The organism is Longimicrobium sp. (assembly GCF_036399935.1).
Classification (GTDB): Bacteria; Gemmatimonadota; Gemmatimonadetes; order Longimicrobiales; family Longimicrobiaceae; genus Longimicrobium.
Genome location: NZ_DASWMD010000036.1, coordinates 1 through 16,875, shown reverse-complemented (window position 1 = coordinate 16,875; position 16,875 = coordinate 1). Strand labels below are relative to the sequence as shown.

Below are 16,875 nucleotides of genomic sequence, written 5' to 3'. Positions count from 1 at the left end.
AGTCCTCTCAGTAGCCAAACAGGCCGCGCGCCTTGTGGAGCGCGTCCACCAGCGCATCTACCTCGGCGGGGGTGTTGTACAGGTAGAACGAGGCGCGCGCGGTGGATCCCACGCCCAGGCACTTCATCAGCGGCTGGCAGCAGTGGTGGCCGGCGCGGATGGCCACGCCCTCGCTGTCCAGGATGGTCGCGAGGTCGTGCGGATGCACGTCGGCCAGGGTGAACGAGACCACGCCGGAGCGCTCCGACAGGTCGCGCGGGCCCAGGATGCGCAGGTCGGGGATCTCGCCCATCCGCTCCACGGCATAGGCGATCAGCGAACGCTCGTGCGCCAGGATCGCTTCGCGCCCGATCCCCGCCAGGTAGTCCGCCGCGGCGGCCAGCCCCACCGCGCCGGCGATGTTGGGCGTGCCCGCCTCGAACTTGTGGGGGAGGGCCGCGTAGGTGGAGCTTTCGAGGTCTACCCACTCGATCATGTCGCCGCCGCCATGGAAGGGCGGCATGGCCTCCAGCACCTCGCGCCGCCCCCACAGCCCGCCGATGCCGGTGGGCCCGCACATCTTGTGGCCGCTGAACGCGTAGAAGTCGCATCCCAGGGAGGGGACGTCCACGGGAAGATGCGGGGCGGACTGCGCGCCGTCCACCACCATCAGCGCGCCGACGGCGTGAGCCTTCGCCGCGATCTCTCTGACCGGGTTGACCGTCCCCAGCGCGTTGGAGACGTGGGACAGGGAGACGAGCTTGGTGCGTTCCGTCAGCACCTGGTCCAGGGGCTCCAGGTCCAGCCGGCCCTGCTCGTCGATGCGCAGGAAGCGCAGCTTCGCGCCGGTGCGCTGGGCGACGAGCTGCCAGGGGACCAGGTTGGAGTGGTGCTCCAGCTCGGAAAGCAGGATCTCGTCGCCGGGCTTGAGGTTGGCGAAGCCCCACGAGTAGGCGATCAGGTTCAGCGACTCGGTCGTGCCGCGCGTCCAGATCAGCTCCGCCTCGTCCGCGATGCCGAACAGCTTCGCCACGCGCGTCCGGGCGCCGTCGTACGCGTCGCTGGCGCGGTTGGAAAGCTCGTGGATGCCGCGGTGCACGTTGGCGTTGTTGTGCCGGTAATGCTCCGAGATCGCGTCGATGACCGCCGTGGGCTTCTGCGTGGACGCCGCGTTGTCCAGGTAGACGATCTGCTTGCCGCTCGACGTCTCGCGCAGGATCGGGAAGTCTTCCCGGATGCGCTCCACGTCCAGCGTGCTGGCCGGCGCGTCCAGCAGGGATGCGTTGTTCATCATCAGGCTCCAGAAACGGAACGCGAGGCCGGGCGCTCACCCGGCCTCGCGCCGCGAACAATCGAAAATCAGGGCAGATCCACCATCACGTCGCTTCCCTCCACCTGGGCGGCGAAGACCGCGATCGGGCGGAAGGCGGGGCCGCAGGTGGGGTCGCCGGTGCGGATGTCGAAGGCGGCGCCGTGCCACTCGCAGGTGACGGTGCACGACTCCGCGTCCACCTCACCAAGGGAGAGCGGAAAATCGCGGTGCGTGCAGTTGTCGGCAAAGGCGTACACCTCACCGTCCACCAGCGCCAGCGCGATCCGCCGTCCCCCCGCCTCCACTCCCAGCACCGCCCCCTCGGCCGGAAGCTCCGAGAGGGCGGCGGCCTTGACCCACGCCAACGGTCAGCGCGACGCGTCGAGCTTGCGCTCCACCACGCGCAGCAGCTCCTGCTTGACGCCCTCCAGCGGCAGCTGCTCCAGCACCTCGCCGAAGAAGCCGAAGACGACCAGGCGCACGGCCTCGGCCTTGGGGATGCCGCGGGAAAGGAGGTAGAACACCTCTTCCTCATCCAGCTGCCCCACCGTGGCGGCGTGCGAGCAGCGCACGTCGTCGGCCTGGATCTCCAGGTTGGGGAGCGAGTCGGCGCGCGCTTTATCGCTGAGGATCAGGTTGCGGTTGGTCTGGTACGCGTCCGTCCGCTGCGCCTTGGGATGCACGCGGATCAGCCCGCGGAACACCGAGCGGCCGGCATCGTTCAGCGCGCCCTTGAACAGCAGGTTGCTGCTGGCGTGCGGGGCCAGGTGGTCCTGCAGCGTCTGGTTGTCGAAGTGCTGCGTGCCGTCGGCGATGTACAGCCCCAGCATGTCGACGTGGCTCCCGGGCGCACGAAGCCGGCACTGCACGTCCGCCCGGGCCAGGTCGGCGCCGAAGGTGGCGTACAGCGTGGTGATCTTCGCGTCGCGCCCGGCCATCAGCCGGTCGGTGGACAGGTGGATGACGCCGCGGCCGTAGCGCTGCACCGAGGTGTAGATGGCCGTGGCGCCCTCGTCGGCGAAGATCTCGGCCTCGCCCACCGACAGCGCCTGCCGGCTGAAGTCGTCGGAGCCGAGCGTCTCCACGACGGCCACCTTCGCGCCCTGCTCGGCCACGACCAGCGTGCGCCCGAACGCCGCCGTGCCGCCCTCGCCGATCCAGCGATAGACGCGGAAGGGCGCCTCTACCTGCACGTCGCGCGGGACGTACAGGAACGCGCCGCCCGTCCACAGCGACTCGTTCATCGCGGCGAACTTGCCGTCCTCGGGCGTAACGCCGGTGCCCAGGAAGCGCTGCACCAGCTCGGGGTGCTGCTGGATGGCGATCTCCAGCGAGGTGAAGATCACCCCCTGCGCCGCCAGCTCCTCGGGAAGCTCACGCAGCACCACGGACGCATCCACCTGCACCAGCGTGGCAGCCGACTCGCCGGCCTCGTCCATCAGCGTGGTCAGGCCGGGGGCGAACCCGGCGGCCGACGCCGGACCGCGCTCCTCGGCGAAGGAGAAGGCGTCGAGCTTCAGCGCCTTCTTGATGTCGGTGTAGCGCCAGTCTTCCAGGCGCGTGCTGGGCATGGGCGCGTCGGCGAACGCGCCGTGCGCACGCATGCGGGCGTCGAGCAGCCAGCCGGGCTCGCCCTTTCGCGCGGAAAGGATCTCCACCTGGTCGCGGGTGAAGATGCCGGTTTCGGGAGCCGCGGTCATCGTATCCGTCATCATCCCACCGAACCTTCCATCTCCAGCTCGATCAGCCGGTTCAGCTCCACCGCGTACTCCAGCGGGAGCTCCTTGGCGATGGGCTCGATGAAGCCACGCACCACCATGGTGGCCGCCTCGTCTTCGGAAAGGCCGCGCGACATCAGGTAGAACAGCTGCTCGTCGCCGATCTTGCTGACCGTGGCCTCGTGGCCGATCTGCGCGTTCTGGTCTTCGATGTTGATGTACGGATAGGTGTCCGTACGTGCCTCTTCGTCCAGCAGGAGCGCGTCGCACTCCACGTTGCTGCGCGAGTGGTGCGCGCCGGGCTGCACGTGGAGCAGGCCGCGGTACGACGACCGGCCGCTGCCTCGCGAGATGGACTTGGACACGATGCGCGACGACGTGTGCGGCGCCGCGTGCACCACCTTGCCGCCCGCGTCCTGGTGCTGGCCGGGGCCGGCGTAGGCGATGGAAAGGATCTCGCCGCGCGCGCCCTCACCCATCAGGTAGCAGCTGGGGTACTTCATGGTCAGCTTGCTGCCCAGATTGCCGTCCACCCACTCCATCGTCCCGTGGCGGCCCACCTTGGCGCGCTGGGTGACCAGGTTGTAGACGTTGTGCGACCAGTTCTGGATGGTCGTGTAGCGGCAGCGGGCGTTGTCCTTGACGATGATCTCGATGACGCCCGAGTGGAACGAGTCCTGGCTGTACGACGGGGCCGTGCAGCCCTCGATGTACTGCACCTGCGCGCCCTCTTCCACGATGATCAGCGTGCGCTCGAACTGCCCCATCGCCTCGGCGTTGATGCGGAAGTACGCCTGCAGCGGCATGTCGAGCTTCACCCCCTTGGGGATGTACACGAACGACCCGCCCGACCACACCGCCGTGTTCACCGCGGCGAAGAAGTTGTCGCGGAACGGGACCACCGTGCCGAAGTACTCGCGCACCAGGTCCTCGTGCTCGCGCAGGCCGTCATCCATCCCCTTGAAGATGACGCCGGCGTCTTCCCACTCGGCCTTGAGCGAGTGGTACACGACCTCCGACTCGTACTGCGCGCCCACGCCGGCCAGAATGCGGCGCTCCTGGTCGGGAATGCCCAGCCGCTCGAAGGTGTTCTTGATGGCCTCGGGCACCTCGTCCCACGTCTTCCCCACCTTTTCGTTGGGGCGGATGTAGAAGAAGATGTCCTCGAAGTTGAGCCCCGACAGGTCGCCGCCCCACTCCGGCCACGGCCGGGCCTGGGCGTGCTTGAGCGCCTTGAGCCGGTTCTTGAGCATCCACTCCGGCTCGTTCTTCTGCGCGCTGACCATCCGGACGATCTCTTCGTCGAGCCCCTTGCGGCTCTTGAAGAGGTACTCGATATCGTCCTTGAAGCCGAACTTGTATTCGTCGAGCCCGAGTGCGGCTACGTCTTCGTTGAACGGCATTGCTGCCTCCTCTGGTAGTTTTGTCGCGCCGGCCAGTATGGTGGCGAAGTGCGTTAGTGCGTGAGTGCGTTAGTGCGGAACAGCCACTCACGCACTAACGCACTTCCGCACTCACGCACTCGGTACTTCTTCCCTCAGCCAGTCGTAGCCGCGCTCTTCCAGCTCCAGCGCCAGTTCGGGGCCACCCGTGCGGATGATGCGCCCGTCCACCATCACGTGCACCTTGTCGGGCGTGATGTAGTTGAGCATGCGCTGGTAGTGCGTGATCAGGAGCACCGACATGCCGGTGCGCTCCGACTTGATCCTGTTGATGCCGGCGGTGACGATCTTGAGCGCGTCGATGTCGAGGCCGGAGTCGGTTTCGTCCATCACGGCCAGGGCCGGCTCCAGCATGGCCAGCTGCAGGATCTCGTTGCGCTTCTTTTCGCCGCCCGAGAAGCCATCGTTCACCGACCGCTGGGCGAACACGGGGTCCATCTCCAGCATCTCCATGCGGCCTTCCAGCTCTTCCTGGAAGTCGAAGATGTCTACCTCTTCGCCGCGCTTGGCGTTGAGCGCCGTACGCATGAAGTTGGCGACCGACACGCCGGGGATTTCCACCGGGTACTGGAAGGCCAGGAAGATGCCGGCGCGGGCGCGCTCGTCGGGCTGCATGTCCAACACGCTCTGGCCCTGGAACACGATGTCGCCGTCCGTTACCTCGTAGGCCGGGTGGCCCGAGATCACCTTGCTGAGCGTGCTCTTGCCGGAGCCGTTGGGGCCCATGATCGCATGGATCTCGCCCTCGGCCAGCTCCAGGTTCAGCCCCTTGAGGATCTCCGTGCCGTCTTCGGCGATCTCGGCGTGCAGGTTGGTGATCTTGAGCAGCGGTTCAGCCATCTATCGGTTCTCCTGGGCACGCCGGCGCGCGCCGGCCGTCTCGGGTTCGTGTCCTCTTCGAGCAAGAATGATTCTTACTATCATCCAAACCTAGGTTCCGGGCGCTCCCCGGTCAAGGTTCCGCCCCTTGCGCGGCACCGGGGGGAGGGGCCCAAGTTGCGGGCCGCACACGTCTCCATCCCGCCCCCGTTTTCCCCAGCCCGCGAGCACGCCGTTGAGCGACGCAGAACCGCAGCCGTCCCCCGGTCCGCGCACCGTGCTGGTGCTGGGCGGCGGGGGGATGAAGGGCACCGCGCACGTGGGCGTGTGGAAGGCGCTGGACGAGGCGGGCATCGTCCCCGACGCCATCATCGGCACCAGCATCGGCGCGCTGATCGGGGCGTCCATCGCGGGTGGCATGGGGTGGCGCGACCTGGGCGAGCTGGCGCGCAGCCTGACGCGCGAGGACATCGTTTCCATCAACCGGCGCGCGGTGTGGATGGGTGGCGTGCGGGAGGAGGCCGTGTTCGATGGCGGGCACTTTCGCCGCTACCTGTCGAAGAACCTGCCGTTGAAGTCGTTCGCGGAGGCCGGGATTCCGCTGCGGGTGAACGCCGTGTCGCTGATGGGGTGCGGCGAGGTGTGGTTCGGCACGGGGGTGCGGGAGGACGTGGACCCGGTGGATGCCGTGTACGCGTCGTGCGCCATTCCCATCTACTTTCCGCCGCTGCGGCTGGACGGGGACGTGCTGGTGGACGGGGGGATTCTGAACGTGCTTCCCGTGAAGCAGGCGTTCGAGTGGGGGGCGGAGCGGGTGATCGCGGCGGACGTGGGCTCGGAGATCCTGCCGCCGGCGGCCGGCTACTTCGACCGCGGGATGATCGCCATCCACGACCGCATTCTCACGATGAACATCGCTGCGCAGCGTGCCCGCGCGCTCGAGGAATGGAAGGGGCTGCCCGTGACGCACGTCAGGCCGCGCATCGGGCACCTGGGCTCGTGGGACTTCCACCGCACGCAGTACTTCCTGGAAGAGGGCTACCGCGCGATGAAGGAAGCCCTGGCGCATTTCCCGAAGTAAGGAGAACTGCGGTTTCACGCGGAGGCGCGGAGGTCGCGGAGAACTGTGGAGCGTTTCCGCTGTTCCTCCGCGGTCTCCCGCACTCGGCGTAGGTCACAACCCCAATATAGTTCAAGTTCTGGACGAAATGGGATGCCGAGGTCTCCTCCTGTCGGTAGTAGCGCGTTCACGCACGTGCCCACGGCAGGCTATCACGCGAGGAGAGCGAGCGCGACAGCCACAAACGTCATAGAGGCAACGATGATGTAGGAAGATGATGTCGCACGGTAGAGAGCGCATGTCCGGAGGAAACTCCGCATCCCGGAGGTTTCGTGTGAGAATGGCTTCAAGCAGCGTCGCCGGCGCTGGGCTCTCACCTATGATGGTGGCCAGTTGCTCCCGGGGCTGGTGAGGGAAGATCGATTGCGCAGCGACGAACCCCCCTTCGGAGCCAGCAGAGTCCCCAGCCAGCAGCCCAGGAGCATTGGAACTATTCAGCCGAGCATCGACCGCCGCAGTTCAGGTGAAAGATCTGAAGAGGTCGCCTTCTCGCGATGCACCGTTAACCGTAGCGGGTCGCCCGCGCCGCGTCAGCGGGTCAGCCCATGAGACCGAGTGGCTACGCTTCCAAATCTGGTGAACAGTTCCGGTCGGACTTAGTTTGCACGTGACGAAAAGATGCTCCATTCTACAAGTGAAACGTCTATGCGAGATCAAGCGTCACGTGATCGACCCGGCGCCATATCGAGGCTGGCTCAGCACCCGGTCATCATCATCATTGCGATCACTGCGAATGTTCTGGGCATCGGGCACTTCCTATACGAGAGTTTTGCTGGTGTAGAATCAGAACTGACGTTTGCCGTAGAACCGGGGAGGCGAGTTGTTCTCTCGGTCGATCAAGAACCTGCATTAATTGCACGCTACGACTCGCTCGCCCTCTCCGGCAGCGTAAGTGCCGTACGGGTAGCGCTCTGGAATTCTGGAAGGCGAACAGTCGAGGGCAGTGACGTTAGGGAGATGCTCCGACTCCGCACAGTCCCCACATCTCCCATCCTAGAGGCTTCAGTTCAATCATATTTGAACCCGGATATAACCCATTTCACCGTCCACGATAAGGGCTTTGTTTCTGGGACCGCAGATGTTACGTTGGACATTCTTGATCCAGAGGAGGGAGCCTTTATTGAGCTTCTTTTCGCCGGCCCTCCAACTGTGCAAGTAGTCTTAGATGGTCGTCTGAAAAGCCCCGGCCGCATCGCGCATTATATAAATGCGGTGGGATTCGACTCACCACTAAAGGAGTATTTTGCTCTACGCGACACCGCTGGGAAGAGACGCAGGTACTTGTGGATTTACGCCGTGTTCCTGATGGGAGTAGCAGTATTTGTTGACCGGCGGATGCGACAGGAGCGAATGTTCGGCGTCCACGTTATTCGCGCTGGCTTCTGGCTCGGAGTTTTGATTGTAATCGTGCTTATCGTCAAGCTCGTGTGGTTGAGTCGAAATCCCATTCCGACCGCCATCGAAGATGTATTATTTGTCGAGGGACCAGTTACATGAACAATGCGAATCGGATGGGATTTCGTGCCTTACTGGCGGTGGCAATCCTTGGCTGGACCATTGCGGTGGTCGCAACCGCGCTTGCATTATTGTTTTACACAGACGGGCGGAACCGGGAAGCAGAAGTTGCATACGCCGTTCATCCCCTCCAGCATGTCGTTGCCGACACTCGGAGGTTTCCTAAAATTCATGTTCAACTGAATGGTAGGGATTTGCCATCTACAATTACCCGAGTAAATTTGCTGCTGTGGAGCAAAGGAGCGGGAGAATCGGCGGTCATAGTCGGAACGGACCAAGGGCATGACGTCCTAGACGCTAAGCTTATCGGCTCTAGCCCTGGATTTTCAATCGAGTTAGAGTCATTTGAAGAAAAGGTTCTCCGCATCGCTTGGAGGACATTCCCGACGGACGGTTGGATGATAGTCTCCCTTCTTTATAGCGGCCCACCGGGAGCTACGTTCAGGCTGGAAGCCGAGGGAGGAGTTCGCGTAAGCGAAGCATATTCCCCCGTTGGTGCGATTTATCAACGGCCCTTTCCGCATCCCTTGCGGCGGGCCCTCAAAATCTACGTAATCGGAGTCGTTGTAGTGATTATACTGTCCATTGCACTAGTCTGGATGGCAAAGTGTGCTGGGATGAGCAATCTCCTGATAACATGGGGTATCACGGCAGCGGGCTTCATCCTCGTCTTAATCCTTTATAACGGGATGTGGAGGAGTTACGGAGAACCCCCGCCGGGGTGGGACGGCGGAGGTGCGATGCACGAGCAGCAAAGTCGTGGTAGCCAATCTCAGCCCCTGCTGCGATTCCGGCCGCTCGGCAGGTAGAGGGCCCGAGAGCACCAGCGGCGAGCCTGCCGAACTCACGAGGGGGAACGCCCACTGCTGCATGGTGTTCCTGCCGACGCAACGATGCTGCTGGAGATGCCGGCGGCGTTCCGACACCCGCTGGTGCCTAACGACACAAGGGTCAGAGGTGCGCGGACGACGCGCAAGGCCTTCGTCAGGCCGAAAGCATGCAAGGCTCCGCACCCCTGCAGCCGGTTGTTAGGCCGCCGGCGCGCACCAGGCGGTTGCGGGAACCCGCTCCCACCCCCGGCGAGAGGCCGCACGCTTACTTCTGCTTGTCCAGTTCGTCGGCGGCTTCTACGAGAGCAGCAGCATGCCTGCGCATGAAGTCGGCTAAGCGAGAACGGACCTCGCTTGGTGCTGCTCGATCACCCGTTCGGTACGCCAGAACCGTCCCGTACGTCTTCCCAACAACACCGGCGACCCGCTCCAGCGGAACCGCGAGGAGGTCTGTTGCCTCCTTGAAATTCATGTTGAGGTATCCTTGACAAGGGCTGCCTCTGTTGATAATTTATCAACGGCGGGGCACAAGGCAGGAGGCTGGCCGCCTCCCCGGCCAGGAAGACACAGCCAGCCTCCACACGAACGACCCGAGAGCCGCCCGCTTCCACAGAGTAGCCCTGCTCGGCGGCGCGGGTCAAGAGATGGAGGTGAGCATGGAACAGCAGCACCCGCCCTCGCCGATGCGGCTTTTGGAGATCCTGAAAGATAGGTTCGGCGCACTCGAAGCGGTAGCGAACTCCTCGATCAAGCTCGCCCGGTACGCGCCCGAAGACGAGTTGGCGATGGACCTGCTCGTCGCGGAATCGGTGCTGGAGTTCGGCTGCAGTCTGCGCGAGGCGAGGGATGAGGCGATGGCGTGGGCTCGGGCGCGGGGAGTGGCGCCGCTTGCGTGAGGCACCCGCGGCAGCCGCGGGAGTAATCCCCTGCGGCTGCCGCGATGTTTGTCCAGCGGCCTAACGGAAAGGTTCAGGGGCGTGGGGCCTCGCTCAACTAGAAGCACGCTGGATACCCGGCCCCACGTCCCCTGCAACCGGTGTTAGGCGCCGGTTACCAGATTCATTCACCAGGTGGGTACGATGGCCGCGGTTTAGGCGATTAAGATGATCACCAAGAGTTCCGCTCACGAGCCCAACGGTTGTGCGAGCCAGAGTAGGTAGGTGATGAATCCAATGAATAGGTACAACGTCGCGACCGTAGGCGAACCCAGCCCGCGTGCGTAATAGCGAAGTTGTACCCACTCCGATTCCCGAAACGACACCGGGAAGATGACGTTCGGCGGGAACTCCTGCATCTGGAAGCAGCGATCTAGGGTGGGGGCGTCGTTCAGGAGGGAAGTGAACTCCCGCGCTCGGTCTATGAAGCGCGCTTGGACGGCGCGAAACACTCCTTCGAGCATCCAGAAGGCGAGGACCACTATCAACGCGAGCGAAATCAATTCGTTACTCTTGAGAGTTGCCGACCATCCAATGACGGCCACCCAAATGGTTACAAACGTCGCTTTGAGCTTGAACAGCAAATCGTCCAAGCGGGCGATCTGGCCCTGAATCTCGCTGACGCCCTTCTCTAACATGCGCAGTTGAAACGCGAATCTGGCACTGACGGAATCCGGGTGCGGTGGATTTACGGAGGACATAGATAGGAGCGGATTGTAGAACAGTGCCTTCGCGATGCCGCTGGCGAACAATGGGTGCGAACCGATGGTTGGAAGCTGTGCGCCTCCGGTGGAATGTGGCGCCTAACGACACAAAGGTCAGGGGTGCGGGGCCGGCGCGCAAGTCTGTCGTTCGGCAGAGAGTATGGACGGGCCCGCATCCCTGCAGCCGATTGTTAGGCCGCGGCTGCGCCGGGGTCAAGCGGCTGGACTCTCAACAAGGTTATGACTCCGCCCCAATCGGCTGCTACGGCCGTTCAGCCACTAACGAGAAACCCCGGGGCGAACCTTGGGGGATCTCCAGATCAGCGGCTACCCTGTCACTTGGATCGGACCTTCCCCCGCTTCGGAGAACCTGCGGAGTGCTCATCGCTCTGAGTCCGTGCCGCTCATCCGCTCTAAATTAGCGAGGCGCTGATCGATTGACTGCAACCCGCGGATGATCTCGTTCAGACCGCGCCGGATCGTAACGGCGAGGCCAGAGAGAAGAAAGATGATCAGCAGGGCTGCGAAGAACTCGACCATCGGTGTGCCGGTGCAAGAGTGGGATTAAACCGCGCCCCCAAGTGGATCAAAGAGGTGACTCCGGGTCAGCAGGCACTTGCCCATTCTGCTTGCTGCCGGGTGAATCGCTGCCCAGCGGCCTGACGACACAAGGGTGGGGGGTGCGCGGCCGGCGGGCCTCGGCGAGCGATGTTAGCCAGCAGGTTCGAGATCGTGAAGGGTCATCGTACGCCAGTTCTCATCACCCTCTGGCCCGCAGAATAGCTGAGTAAGTACCAGCACGCTTCGAACGGTTCGCGGAAGGGTGAAATCGCAGAATAGGCGGTCGGACTCACCAGGTTCCAGCCAGAACTCTTGGGTTAGCTTCCAAGGTTGATTTCGCAGGACGGGCCACGGCAGTTCGAATCCCAAGTCTTTCCGGATTCCCTCGGATGTGTCGCCACGGATATACGACGCAAGCTCGGGAGCCACTGGGAGAACCTGGTAGACTATTGTCTTCGCGCGCGACGGAGTGATCCGGACCTGTCCAACGTTCTGGACGCAGATGTCAACTCGCAACAACACCCACTCATCATCGAGCACCTTGCATACCGCCGAGTGGCTTACGTTCGCCCTATCGCGGTGCTGGCGTTGTCGCACGAACAAGCGGTAAGTCCACCAGCCTCCGATGAGGATCGCGGCGCTTTGAAGGAAATTGGCGAGTGCCTCAAAAGTAAGGGGCCAATCGACCGCCCTCGCAGCAATCATCTCGGTCTCCCTTCCAACGGCGCGCCGGCTCAGAAGTTTGGGCCGCTCATCCCGAGCCGCTCCTGCATCCACACCTGGCGGTCGTATCCGGCTTGGGCGTTGAGGCCGTGCCCCGCGTTGTACCAGCGGATCGTCTTCGGATCGCGCGCCGCGGCGTGCAGCCGCTCGGCGTCGCCCACCGGCACGAGGTCGTCGGTGGTCCCCGACTGCAGCAGGAGCGACGTGGGCGGCGCGAAGCCGACGTACTTGACCGGCTCGATGGGGATCATCGACTCGAGCCAGCGTCGCCGCTGCGCGCAGGTGAGCCCGCCGAAGGTGCCGTCGTCATCCGCGCCGGTGAGGTGCGTAACGAGCCCGCCGTCGCCCACCATGAGAATGCCCGTCTTGAGCCGGTGTTCAATGCCGACGAAGAGCGCGCCCATCGCCGCGCCGTAGCTGATGCCCATGTAGCCGAGGCGGTTCGCGTCCACGTCCGGGCGCGCCACGAGCAGGTCCACCGCCCGCTGCAGGTCGGTGATGAGCTGCACCTGCTCCGCGCTGTCGGTTTCGGTGAAGCGTATCGGGCTGCCTCCGCGTTGCGCGAACGGGGCGTCGAGCGCCACCACCACCGCCCCCTGGCGCGCCAGCACCACCCCGGTACTCGTCATCTGCGCGGCGTTGCTCGGCATCCCGTGCTGCAGGAGCATTCCCGCGAACGGGCCCGCACCCCCGGGCACGAAGAGCCGACCCGTGGCGCGGCCGGTTCCGCGCGTGCTGCGGAAGCTCAGCTCGTAGATCTGCACACCCTGGTCGGTGCCGATCGGCTGGAGCACCGGGTCGTAGGCCGCCGTGCGGTCGTACTTGAACGTGGCCAGGGCAGAGGCGGGCGCCGGCGCGTCGCTGAGCGTCGGGAGGGTGCAGCCGTCGATGGGCGGCTCGGGATTGGTCGCTTGGCCGCAGGCACCGGCGAGCAGGACCGTGAGCAGTGGAGCGAGACCGACGGAGCGCATGGGCATGGTGGTACCTCGGCACGAGTTGGAACTTCCATAATCGGCTGGTTCCGGTTGTCCGTCAAGCTGGTGGGAAGAACTCGACCCCAACGACAGCCGCGCGGCGGCCATGTTCCCATGCGGGCCCTGCGCTTGCTCCTGCTCCGGGGTTCGTTCCTGAACTAAAACGGAGTAGCGAGACATGCCGCACATCGTTCTTCTCGGCGACAGCATCTTCGACAACGCATCGTATGTGGCGGGGGGGCCCGACGTGGTGGCGCACCTGAGGCGCGAGATGCCCGAGGGATGGCGCGCCACGCTTTCCGCCATCGACGGCGCAACCACCGGCAGCATTCCCGTGCAGTACGGCCGCATTCCGCGCGACGCCACGCACCTGGTGCTGAGCATCGGCGGCAACGACGCGCTGATGAACGTCGACATCCTGCAGCGCCGCGCATCCACCGTCGCCGACGCGCTGGGGCACCTGGCCGACATGCGCGACCGGTTCGAGCACGCCTACCGCGGCGTCGTCTCGCAGCTGCTGAAGAACGACCTGCCCCTGACCGTCTGCACCATCTACAACGGCAACTTCGGCGACCACGTGATGCAGCGCCTGGCACCCACGGCGCTCATCATGTTCAACGACGCCATTCTGCGCACGGCCTTCGAGTTGGGGCTGCCGGCCATCGAGCTGCGCATCGTCTGCAGCGAACCGGAAGACTACGCAAACCCCATCGAGCCGTCGGTGCAGGGCGGGCACAAGATCGCCAAGTCCATCATCCGCGCGGTCCAGGGCCAGGAAGGAGCCCGCGGCGCCCCCGTTTTCGTCTGAGCGCCTGGTTTCAACTGAAAACGGGGGGGGTACAGAGGAACAGAGAAAAGCCAGAAATACAGAGGAAGACATGTAGTCCTCTGCATCTCTGGCTCTTCTCTGTATCTCTGTACCCCCGCAGTTTGCTTTTGCGGAGCTCGGGACTACCGGATTCGTTCGATGACGAAGCGCTCGCGGCTGGTGTAGCGGCCCGTCAAGCGCACGCGGTCGCCTTCGCGCAGGCGGTTGAACCGGTCGCGGTCGCGCGAGTCGTGGGGGAGCGTCGCCCAGATGCGGCGTCCGTCACTGGCGCGCAGCTCCATCTGCCGCGTGGTGCGGCTCACCCGGACCACCCGTGCGTCCAGCGAATGGAGGCGGTCATCGTACCGGCTCCGGTCCTCGTATCGGTCCCGGTCCCGCCGGTCCCTGTCCCGATCCCGCGAGTCGTACCGGTCGTCGCCGCGGCTGTTGCGCACGCGCACGTGGTCGGCGTAGAGGTGGCCGTCGCGGTCGCGCGACGTGCGGATGCTCACCTCGTCGCCGCGCTCCAGGGCCGACGGGTTGTACTGCCGATCGCGGTACACCACGCGCGTGCGGCCGTCGTAGCGCACCCGTTCGCTCCGCCCGTTGTAGGTGCGCACGTCCAGATAGCGGGAGCGCGTGTTCACGCCGCGGATCTCGCCTTCCACCTCGTTGCCGTACAGCGTGCCCAGCCCGCCGTTCAGCACCTCTTCCATTCCATAGCCGGCGCACCCGCCGGCGGTGGCGCCCAGCGCCAGCGTCGCCGCCAGTGCCAGGCCGCGTACCAAGCGTCTCATAGGATACTGCCTCCTGCTCAGGGTCCCACGGTGTGAAGGGTCCGCGCGGGATAGCGGCGCGGCGCACCAACACGGCAGGGCAACCCCGGTGCCCATCCGAAACCCGCGCCGTTGCTGAATTCCGCCACGTTGGATACCGTGCCCGTGTCCGCATGTGTGGACGCGCGCTGTCACCTCCCGTGTGATCCAGAATCGAACCCCCGATGCGAAAAGAGCCGCCTCCTGCACGGAAGCGGCTCTTTCGACGTCCTGCGGAGCGGATCAGCGCGCCGGGATGATCAGCACCTGGCCGGCGACGATGCGGTTGGTGCGCATGTCGTTGGCCACGCGCAGCCGATCGACCGTGGTGTTGTGCCGCCGGGCGATTTCCCACAGCGAGTCGCCCTGCCGCACCCGGTACGTGTCGCGTCGCGGGGCCGGCGGGCGCGAGGCCGAGCGCTGCCCCGCGGGCGCCTCCGCGTCGCCGATGTGGCGCCGGTACGGGCCGGGGTAGACCGCCACGTGAAAGTGCGGCGGGCGGCGCTCCTCGGTGGCCTCGAGAACCCCCGCGCGCTCCAGGCTAAGCAGCGTCTCGCGGAGAAACCTCAGGCAGCGGCTGTTGGTGGGGCGGCGGATGTCGATGGCCATCCCCGTGGGGTGCACCGAGCGGTCGACGGAGTTGGCCAGGCGCAGCGACGTGGGACGCATGGCGCTGGTGATCACCAGCTGCTCGCGGCAGGTCTGGCGGTACTGGCGCGACAGGCGCTGCACGAACGTGCGGGTGATGGAAAGCGTGTACGGGTGCGACACGCCGGCCAGCCGGTAGTCGGCGTTGCCGCTCATGCGCACCAGGTCCCCGTCTCGCGCCGCGCCGCGCACACCCGTGGCCGTGCGGTAGAACGTCAGGTCGTGCGAGCGGGCCTGCTGGTACATGCGGTCGACGCTGGCGGGCGAACCGCGCAGCGTCGTCTGCGCATGGGACGGCGCCGCCGCCAGGGCGAGCGCGGCGGGAACGAGAAGGGATGCCGCAAAGCGGAAGATTGGCATCGGCATTTGGCGGATGGTCTCGCCCGTGTCGAATGAGAGGCCGGGCGCGCCCGAAAAACGATGCGCGGCCATGCGGCGGGCGCGAACGCACAGTGTAGGTGCGTTCGCGGCAACGGTCAACGCCTACACCGCGAGCCGCCGCCGGGGTCCACCGATCAGGAGCCGCCCGCCAACCCCGGCGAGCGCTCGCCGCCGTACAGCCGGCGGTAGATGGCCGCGTTGCGCAGCACCACCTTCACGTACTTGCGCGTTTCGTCGAACGGAATGCGCTCGCGGAACGCATCGGGGTCGCCGCCGTACCCCAGCTCGCGGCGCCAGCGGTCTGCCCGGCTGGGGCCCGCGTTGTACGCCGCCAGCGCCAGGTCGCGCTTGCCCCCGTAGCGCCGCAGCTGGTCGCGCAGGTACCGCGAGCCCATCCGCAGGTTGATCTCGGGAACGGCCAGCAGGCTGGGATCGAAGTTGCTGACGCCTGCCCCCGGCGCCAGCCACGCCCCCGTCGCCGGCATGATCTGGCTGAGCCCCGTGGCGCCCACCCAGGAGCGCGCCCTGGGGTTGAACGACGATTCCTGCCGCACCAGTCCCGCCAGCAGGTAGGGATCGACGTTCGCCCGGTCCGCCTCGGCCATCAGGATGTCGCGGTACGGGAAGGGGAACACCACCTTCAGCAGCCGCGCATCCCACTCGCCGCCGCGCGCGTCCAGCAGCTCCCGCCCGATGCGGATGCCCTCCACCGGGTGATCTTCCGCCAGCCCCTCCGCCAGCACCAGCAGCGCGCCGGGACGCGAACGCAGCCGGTATGTCTGCCAGGCCAGCTCTTCCTTGAACTCCGCCGCGAAGCCGGTGCGGTGAAGCGCGTCCAGCCGCCGCAGCCCCTCGTCGGCGTCGGCCTGGTCGCGCGCGGCGATGGGCCAGGCGCGCTCGTTGGCGAGGGCACCCGCCAGCGGGTTGGAGCCCGCGCGGTCCGCGGCGCGGATGGCGTAGTACGATACCGGGTCGGCGCGGATGGCCGCCGCGTACATGTTCCGCGCGCGCTCGTCGCGCCCCGCCTTTTCGTGCATCACCCCCGCGCGATAGGCCAGCTCGGCGGTGGCCTCGCCCGAGGGATAGCGCGACACGTACGTCTCCCACGCCGCGAAGGCCGCGCCCGCGTCCCCGGCCTTCAGGCTGCGGTCGGCCAGGCGGAACAGCGCCTCGCGGGCGTAGGGCGAGGCCTGCACCGCCGCCGCGCGACGGTAGTACGAGATGGCGGCGCCCCGGTCGTCGGCCACGTCGCCCAGCAGGTAGAGCGCCGTTCCCGCGGCGGCCGTCCCGGCGCGCTTCTCCGCCAGCTTGCGCATCTCCGCATAGCCGTCGGCGCTTCCCAGCCGTGCCAGCGCGCGGGCGGCGTACAGCTCGGCCTCGGCCTGCTGCGCCGGGTCCGACAGCTCGCCGGAGAGCCCGGCCAGCACCTCGCGGGCGGGGCGGAAGTCGCGCTCCTCGAAGAGCAGCCGGCCTAAGCGAAGCCGCTGCGCCGGGTCTGCCGAAGCGCCGGCGCGGAGGGCAGCGCGCAGGCTGCGGGCGGCCAGGCCGGGCCGATTGCCCGCCTCGTACGCCGCGGCGCGCGCCATCTGCT

16 protein-coding genes are annotated in these 16,875 nt (G+C 65.9%); 4 read left to right on the top strand and 12 right to left on the bottom strand.

Annotated features, from left to right (window positions below):
- Positions 1-7: 7 nt before the first annotated feature.
- The 5 genes from VGB24_RS12475 to sufC form a co-directional block, all read right to left on the bottom strand.
- Entirely contained in the window at positions 8-1,273 is a 1,266-nt protein-coding gene (locus VGB24_RS12475) for a cysteine desulfurase (protein WP_349263917.1), read from the bottom strand.
- Positions 1,274-1,338: 65 nt separating this feature from the next.
- Positions 1,339-1,656, bottom strand: coding sequence for a non-heme iron oxygenase ferredoxin subunit (locus tag VGB24_RS12470; RefSeq protein WP_331073275.1), 318 nt, complete (start codon positions 1,654-1,656; stop codon positions 1,339-1,341).
- A 3-nt stretch (positions 1,657-1,659) separates the two neighbouring features.
- The gene (gene sufD / locus VGB24_RS12465; protein WP_331073274.1) at positions 1,660-3,006 is read right to left on the bottom strand and encodes a Fe-S cluster assembly protein SufD; all 1,347 of its coding nucleotides are present in this window, start codon (positions 3,004-3,006) and stop codon (positions 1,660-1,662) included.
- Positions 3,003-4,412: a Fe-S cluster assembly protein SufB gene (sufB, locus tag VGB24_RS12460; protein ID WP_331073273.1), complete on the bottom strand. Its 1,410-nt coding sequence runs from the start codon at positions 4,410-4,412 to the stop codon at positions 3,003-3,005. Before sufB ends, sufD begins: the two co-directional genes overlap by 4 nt.
- 111 nt (positions 4,413-4,523) lie before the next feature.
- On the bottom strand, positions 4,524-5,291 hold the full coding sequence (gene sufC / locus VGB24_RS12455; RefSeq protein ID WP_331073272.1) for a Fe-S cluster assembly ATPase SufC: 768 nt from the start codon (positions 5,289-5,291) through the stop codon (positions 4,524-4,526).
- Between the two features lie 214 nt (positions 5,292-5,505).
- Here sufC and VGB24_RS12450 point away from each other — a divergent pair, with 214 nt between their 5' ends.
- Complete coding sequence (locus VGB24_RS12450; RefSeq protein WP_331073271.1) at positions 5,506-6,351, top strand: patatin-like phospholipase family protein; 846 nt, start codon at positions 5,506-5,508, stop codon at positions 6,349-6,351.
- Positions 6,352-7,008: 657 nt separating this feature from the next.
- Positions 7,009-7,887, top strand: a complete 879-nt coding sequence (locus VGB24_RS12445) for a hypothetical protein (protein WP_331073270.1) — start codon at positions 7,009-7,011, stop codon at positions 7,885-7,887.
- Between the two features lie 1,113 nt (positions 7,888-9,000).
- Here the strand turns inward: VGB24_RS12445 and VGB24_RS12440 are convergent.
- Positions 9,001-9,207, bottom strand: coding sequence for a hypothetical protein (locus VGB24_RS12440; protein WP_331073269.1), 207 nt, complete (start codon positions 9,205-9,207; stop codon positions 9,001-9,003).
- 184 nt (positions 9,208-9,391) lie between these two features.
- Between VGB24_RS12440 and VGB24_RS12435 the strand changes: the two genes are divergently transcribed.
- A complete protein-coding gene (locus VGB24_RS12435) occupies positions 9,392-9,631 on the top strand; it encodes a hypothetical protein (protein ID WP_331073268.1) in 240 nt (79 codons plus the stop codon).
- A 227-nt stretch (positions 9,632-9,858) separates the two neighbouring features.
- Here VGB24_RS12435 and VGB24_RS12430 read toward each other — a convergent pair whose 3' ends face one another.
- The 3 genes from VGB24_RS12430 to VGB24_RS12420 form a co-directional block, all read right to left on the bottom strand.
- The gene (locus tag VGB24_RS12430; protein WP_331073267.1) at positions 9,859-10,422 is read right to left on the bottom strand and encodes a hypothetical protein; all 564 of its coding nucleotides are present in this window, start codon (positions 10,420-10,422) and stop codon (positions 9,859-9,861) included.
- 333 nt (positions 10,423-10,755) lie between these two features.
- Entirely contained in the window at positions 10,756-10,914 is a 159-nt protein-coding gene (locus VGB24_RS12425; RefSeq protein ID WP_331073266.1) for a hypothetical protein, read from the bottom strand.
- 755 nt (positions 10,915-11,669) lie between these two features.
- Positions 11,670-12,635: an alpha/beta hydrolase family protein gene (locus VGB24_RS12420; RefSeq protein WP_331073265.1), complete on the bottom strand. Its 966-nt coding sequence runs from the start codon at positions 12,633-12,635 to the stop codon at positions 11,670-11,672.
- 175 nt (positions 12,636-12,810) lie between these two features.
- Here VGB24_RS12420 and VGB24_RS12415 point away from each other — a divergent pair, with 175 nt between their 5' ends.
- The gene (locus VGB24_RS12415; RefSeq protein ID WP_331073264.1) at positions 12,811-13,440 is read left to right on the top strand and encodes an SGNH/GDSL hydrolase family protein; all 630 of its coding nucleotides are present in this window, start codon (positions 12,811-12,813) and stop codon (positions 13,438-13,440) included.
- Between the two features lie 143 nt (positions 13,441-13,583).
- On the opposite strand, the gene VGB24_RS12410 is transcribed toward VGB24_RS12415, so the two are convergent.
- The 3 genes from VGB24_RS12410 to VGB24_RS12400 all read right to left on the bottom strand — a co-directional run.
- Positions 13,584-14,237 carry a hypothetical protein gene (locus VGB24_RS12410; protein ID WP_331073263.1) on the bottom strand — a complete coding sequence of 218 codons (654 nt, stop codon included), beginning with the start codon at positions 14,235-14,237 and terminating at the stop codon, positions 13,584-13,586.
- Positions 14,238-14,498: 261 nt separating this feature from the next.
- A complete protein-coding gene (locus VGB24_RS12405) occupies positions 14,499-15,263 on the bottom strand; it encodes a DUF5715 family protein (RefSeq protein ID WP_331073262.1) in 765 nt (254 codons plus the stop codon).
- A 155-nt stretch (positions 15,264-15,418) separates the two neighbouring features.
- Positions 15,419-16,875: lytic transglycosylase domain-containing protein (locus VGB24_RS12400; protein WP_331073261.1), on the bottom strand; the 1,457-nt coding region annotated here is incomplete at its 5' end.

What these genes read in the sequence shown, in the direction of transcription:
- VGB24_RS12440 (WP_331073269.1), bottom strand. Translation starts at nt 9,207, where the DNA reads ATGAATTTCAAGGAGGCAACAGACCTCCTCGCGGTTCCGCTGGAGCGG.
- sufC (WP_331073272.1), bottom strand. Translation starts at nt 5,291, where the DNA reads ATGGCTGAACCGCTGCTCAAGATCACCAACCTGCACGCCGAGATCGCC.
- VGB24_RS12405 (WP_331073262.1), bottom strand. Translation starts at nt 15,263, where the DNA reads ATGCCAATCTTCCGCTTTGCGGCATCCCTTCTCGTTCCCGCCGCGCTC.
- VGB24_RS12435 (WP_331073268.1), top strand. Translation starts at nt 9,392, where the DNA reads ATGGAACAGCAGCACCCGCCCTCGCCGATGCGGCTTTTGGAGATCCTG.
- VGB24_RS12415 (WP_331073264.1), top strand. Translation starts at nt 12,811, where the DNA reads ATGCCGCACATCGTTCTTCTCGGCGACAGCATCTTCGACAACGCATCG.
- VGB24_RS12410 (WP_331073263.1), bottom strand. Translation starts at nt 14,237, where the DNA reads ATGAGACGCTTGGTACGCGGCCTGGCACTGGCGGCGACGCTGGCGCTG.
- VGB24_RS12475 (WP_349263917.1), bottom strand. Translation starts at nt 1,273, where the DNA reads ATGATGAACAACGCATCCCTGCTGGACGCGCCGGCCAGCACGCTGGAC.
- VGB24_RS12445 (WP_331073270.1), top strand. Translation starts at nt 7,009, where the DNA reads ATGCTCCATTCTACAAGTGAAACGTCTATGCGAGATCAAGCGTCACGT.
- sufB (WP_331073273.1), bottom strand. Translation starts at nt 4,412, where the DNA reads ATGCCGTTCAACGAAGACGTAGCCGCACTCGGGCTCGACGAATACAAG.
- sufD (WP_331073274.1), bottom strand. Translation starts at nt 3,006, where the DNA reads ATGATGACGGATACGATGACCGCGGCTCCCGAAACCGGCATCTTCACC.
- VGB24_RS12420 (WP_331073265.1), bottom strand. Translation starts at nt 12,635, where the DNA reads ATGCCCATGCGCTCCGTCGGTCTCGCTCCACTGCTCACGGTCCTGCTC.
- VGB24_RS12425 (WP_331073266.1), bottom strand. Translation starts at nt 10,914, where the DNA reads ATGGTCGAGTTCTTCGCAGCCCTGCTGATCATCTTTCTTCTCTCTGGC.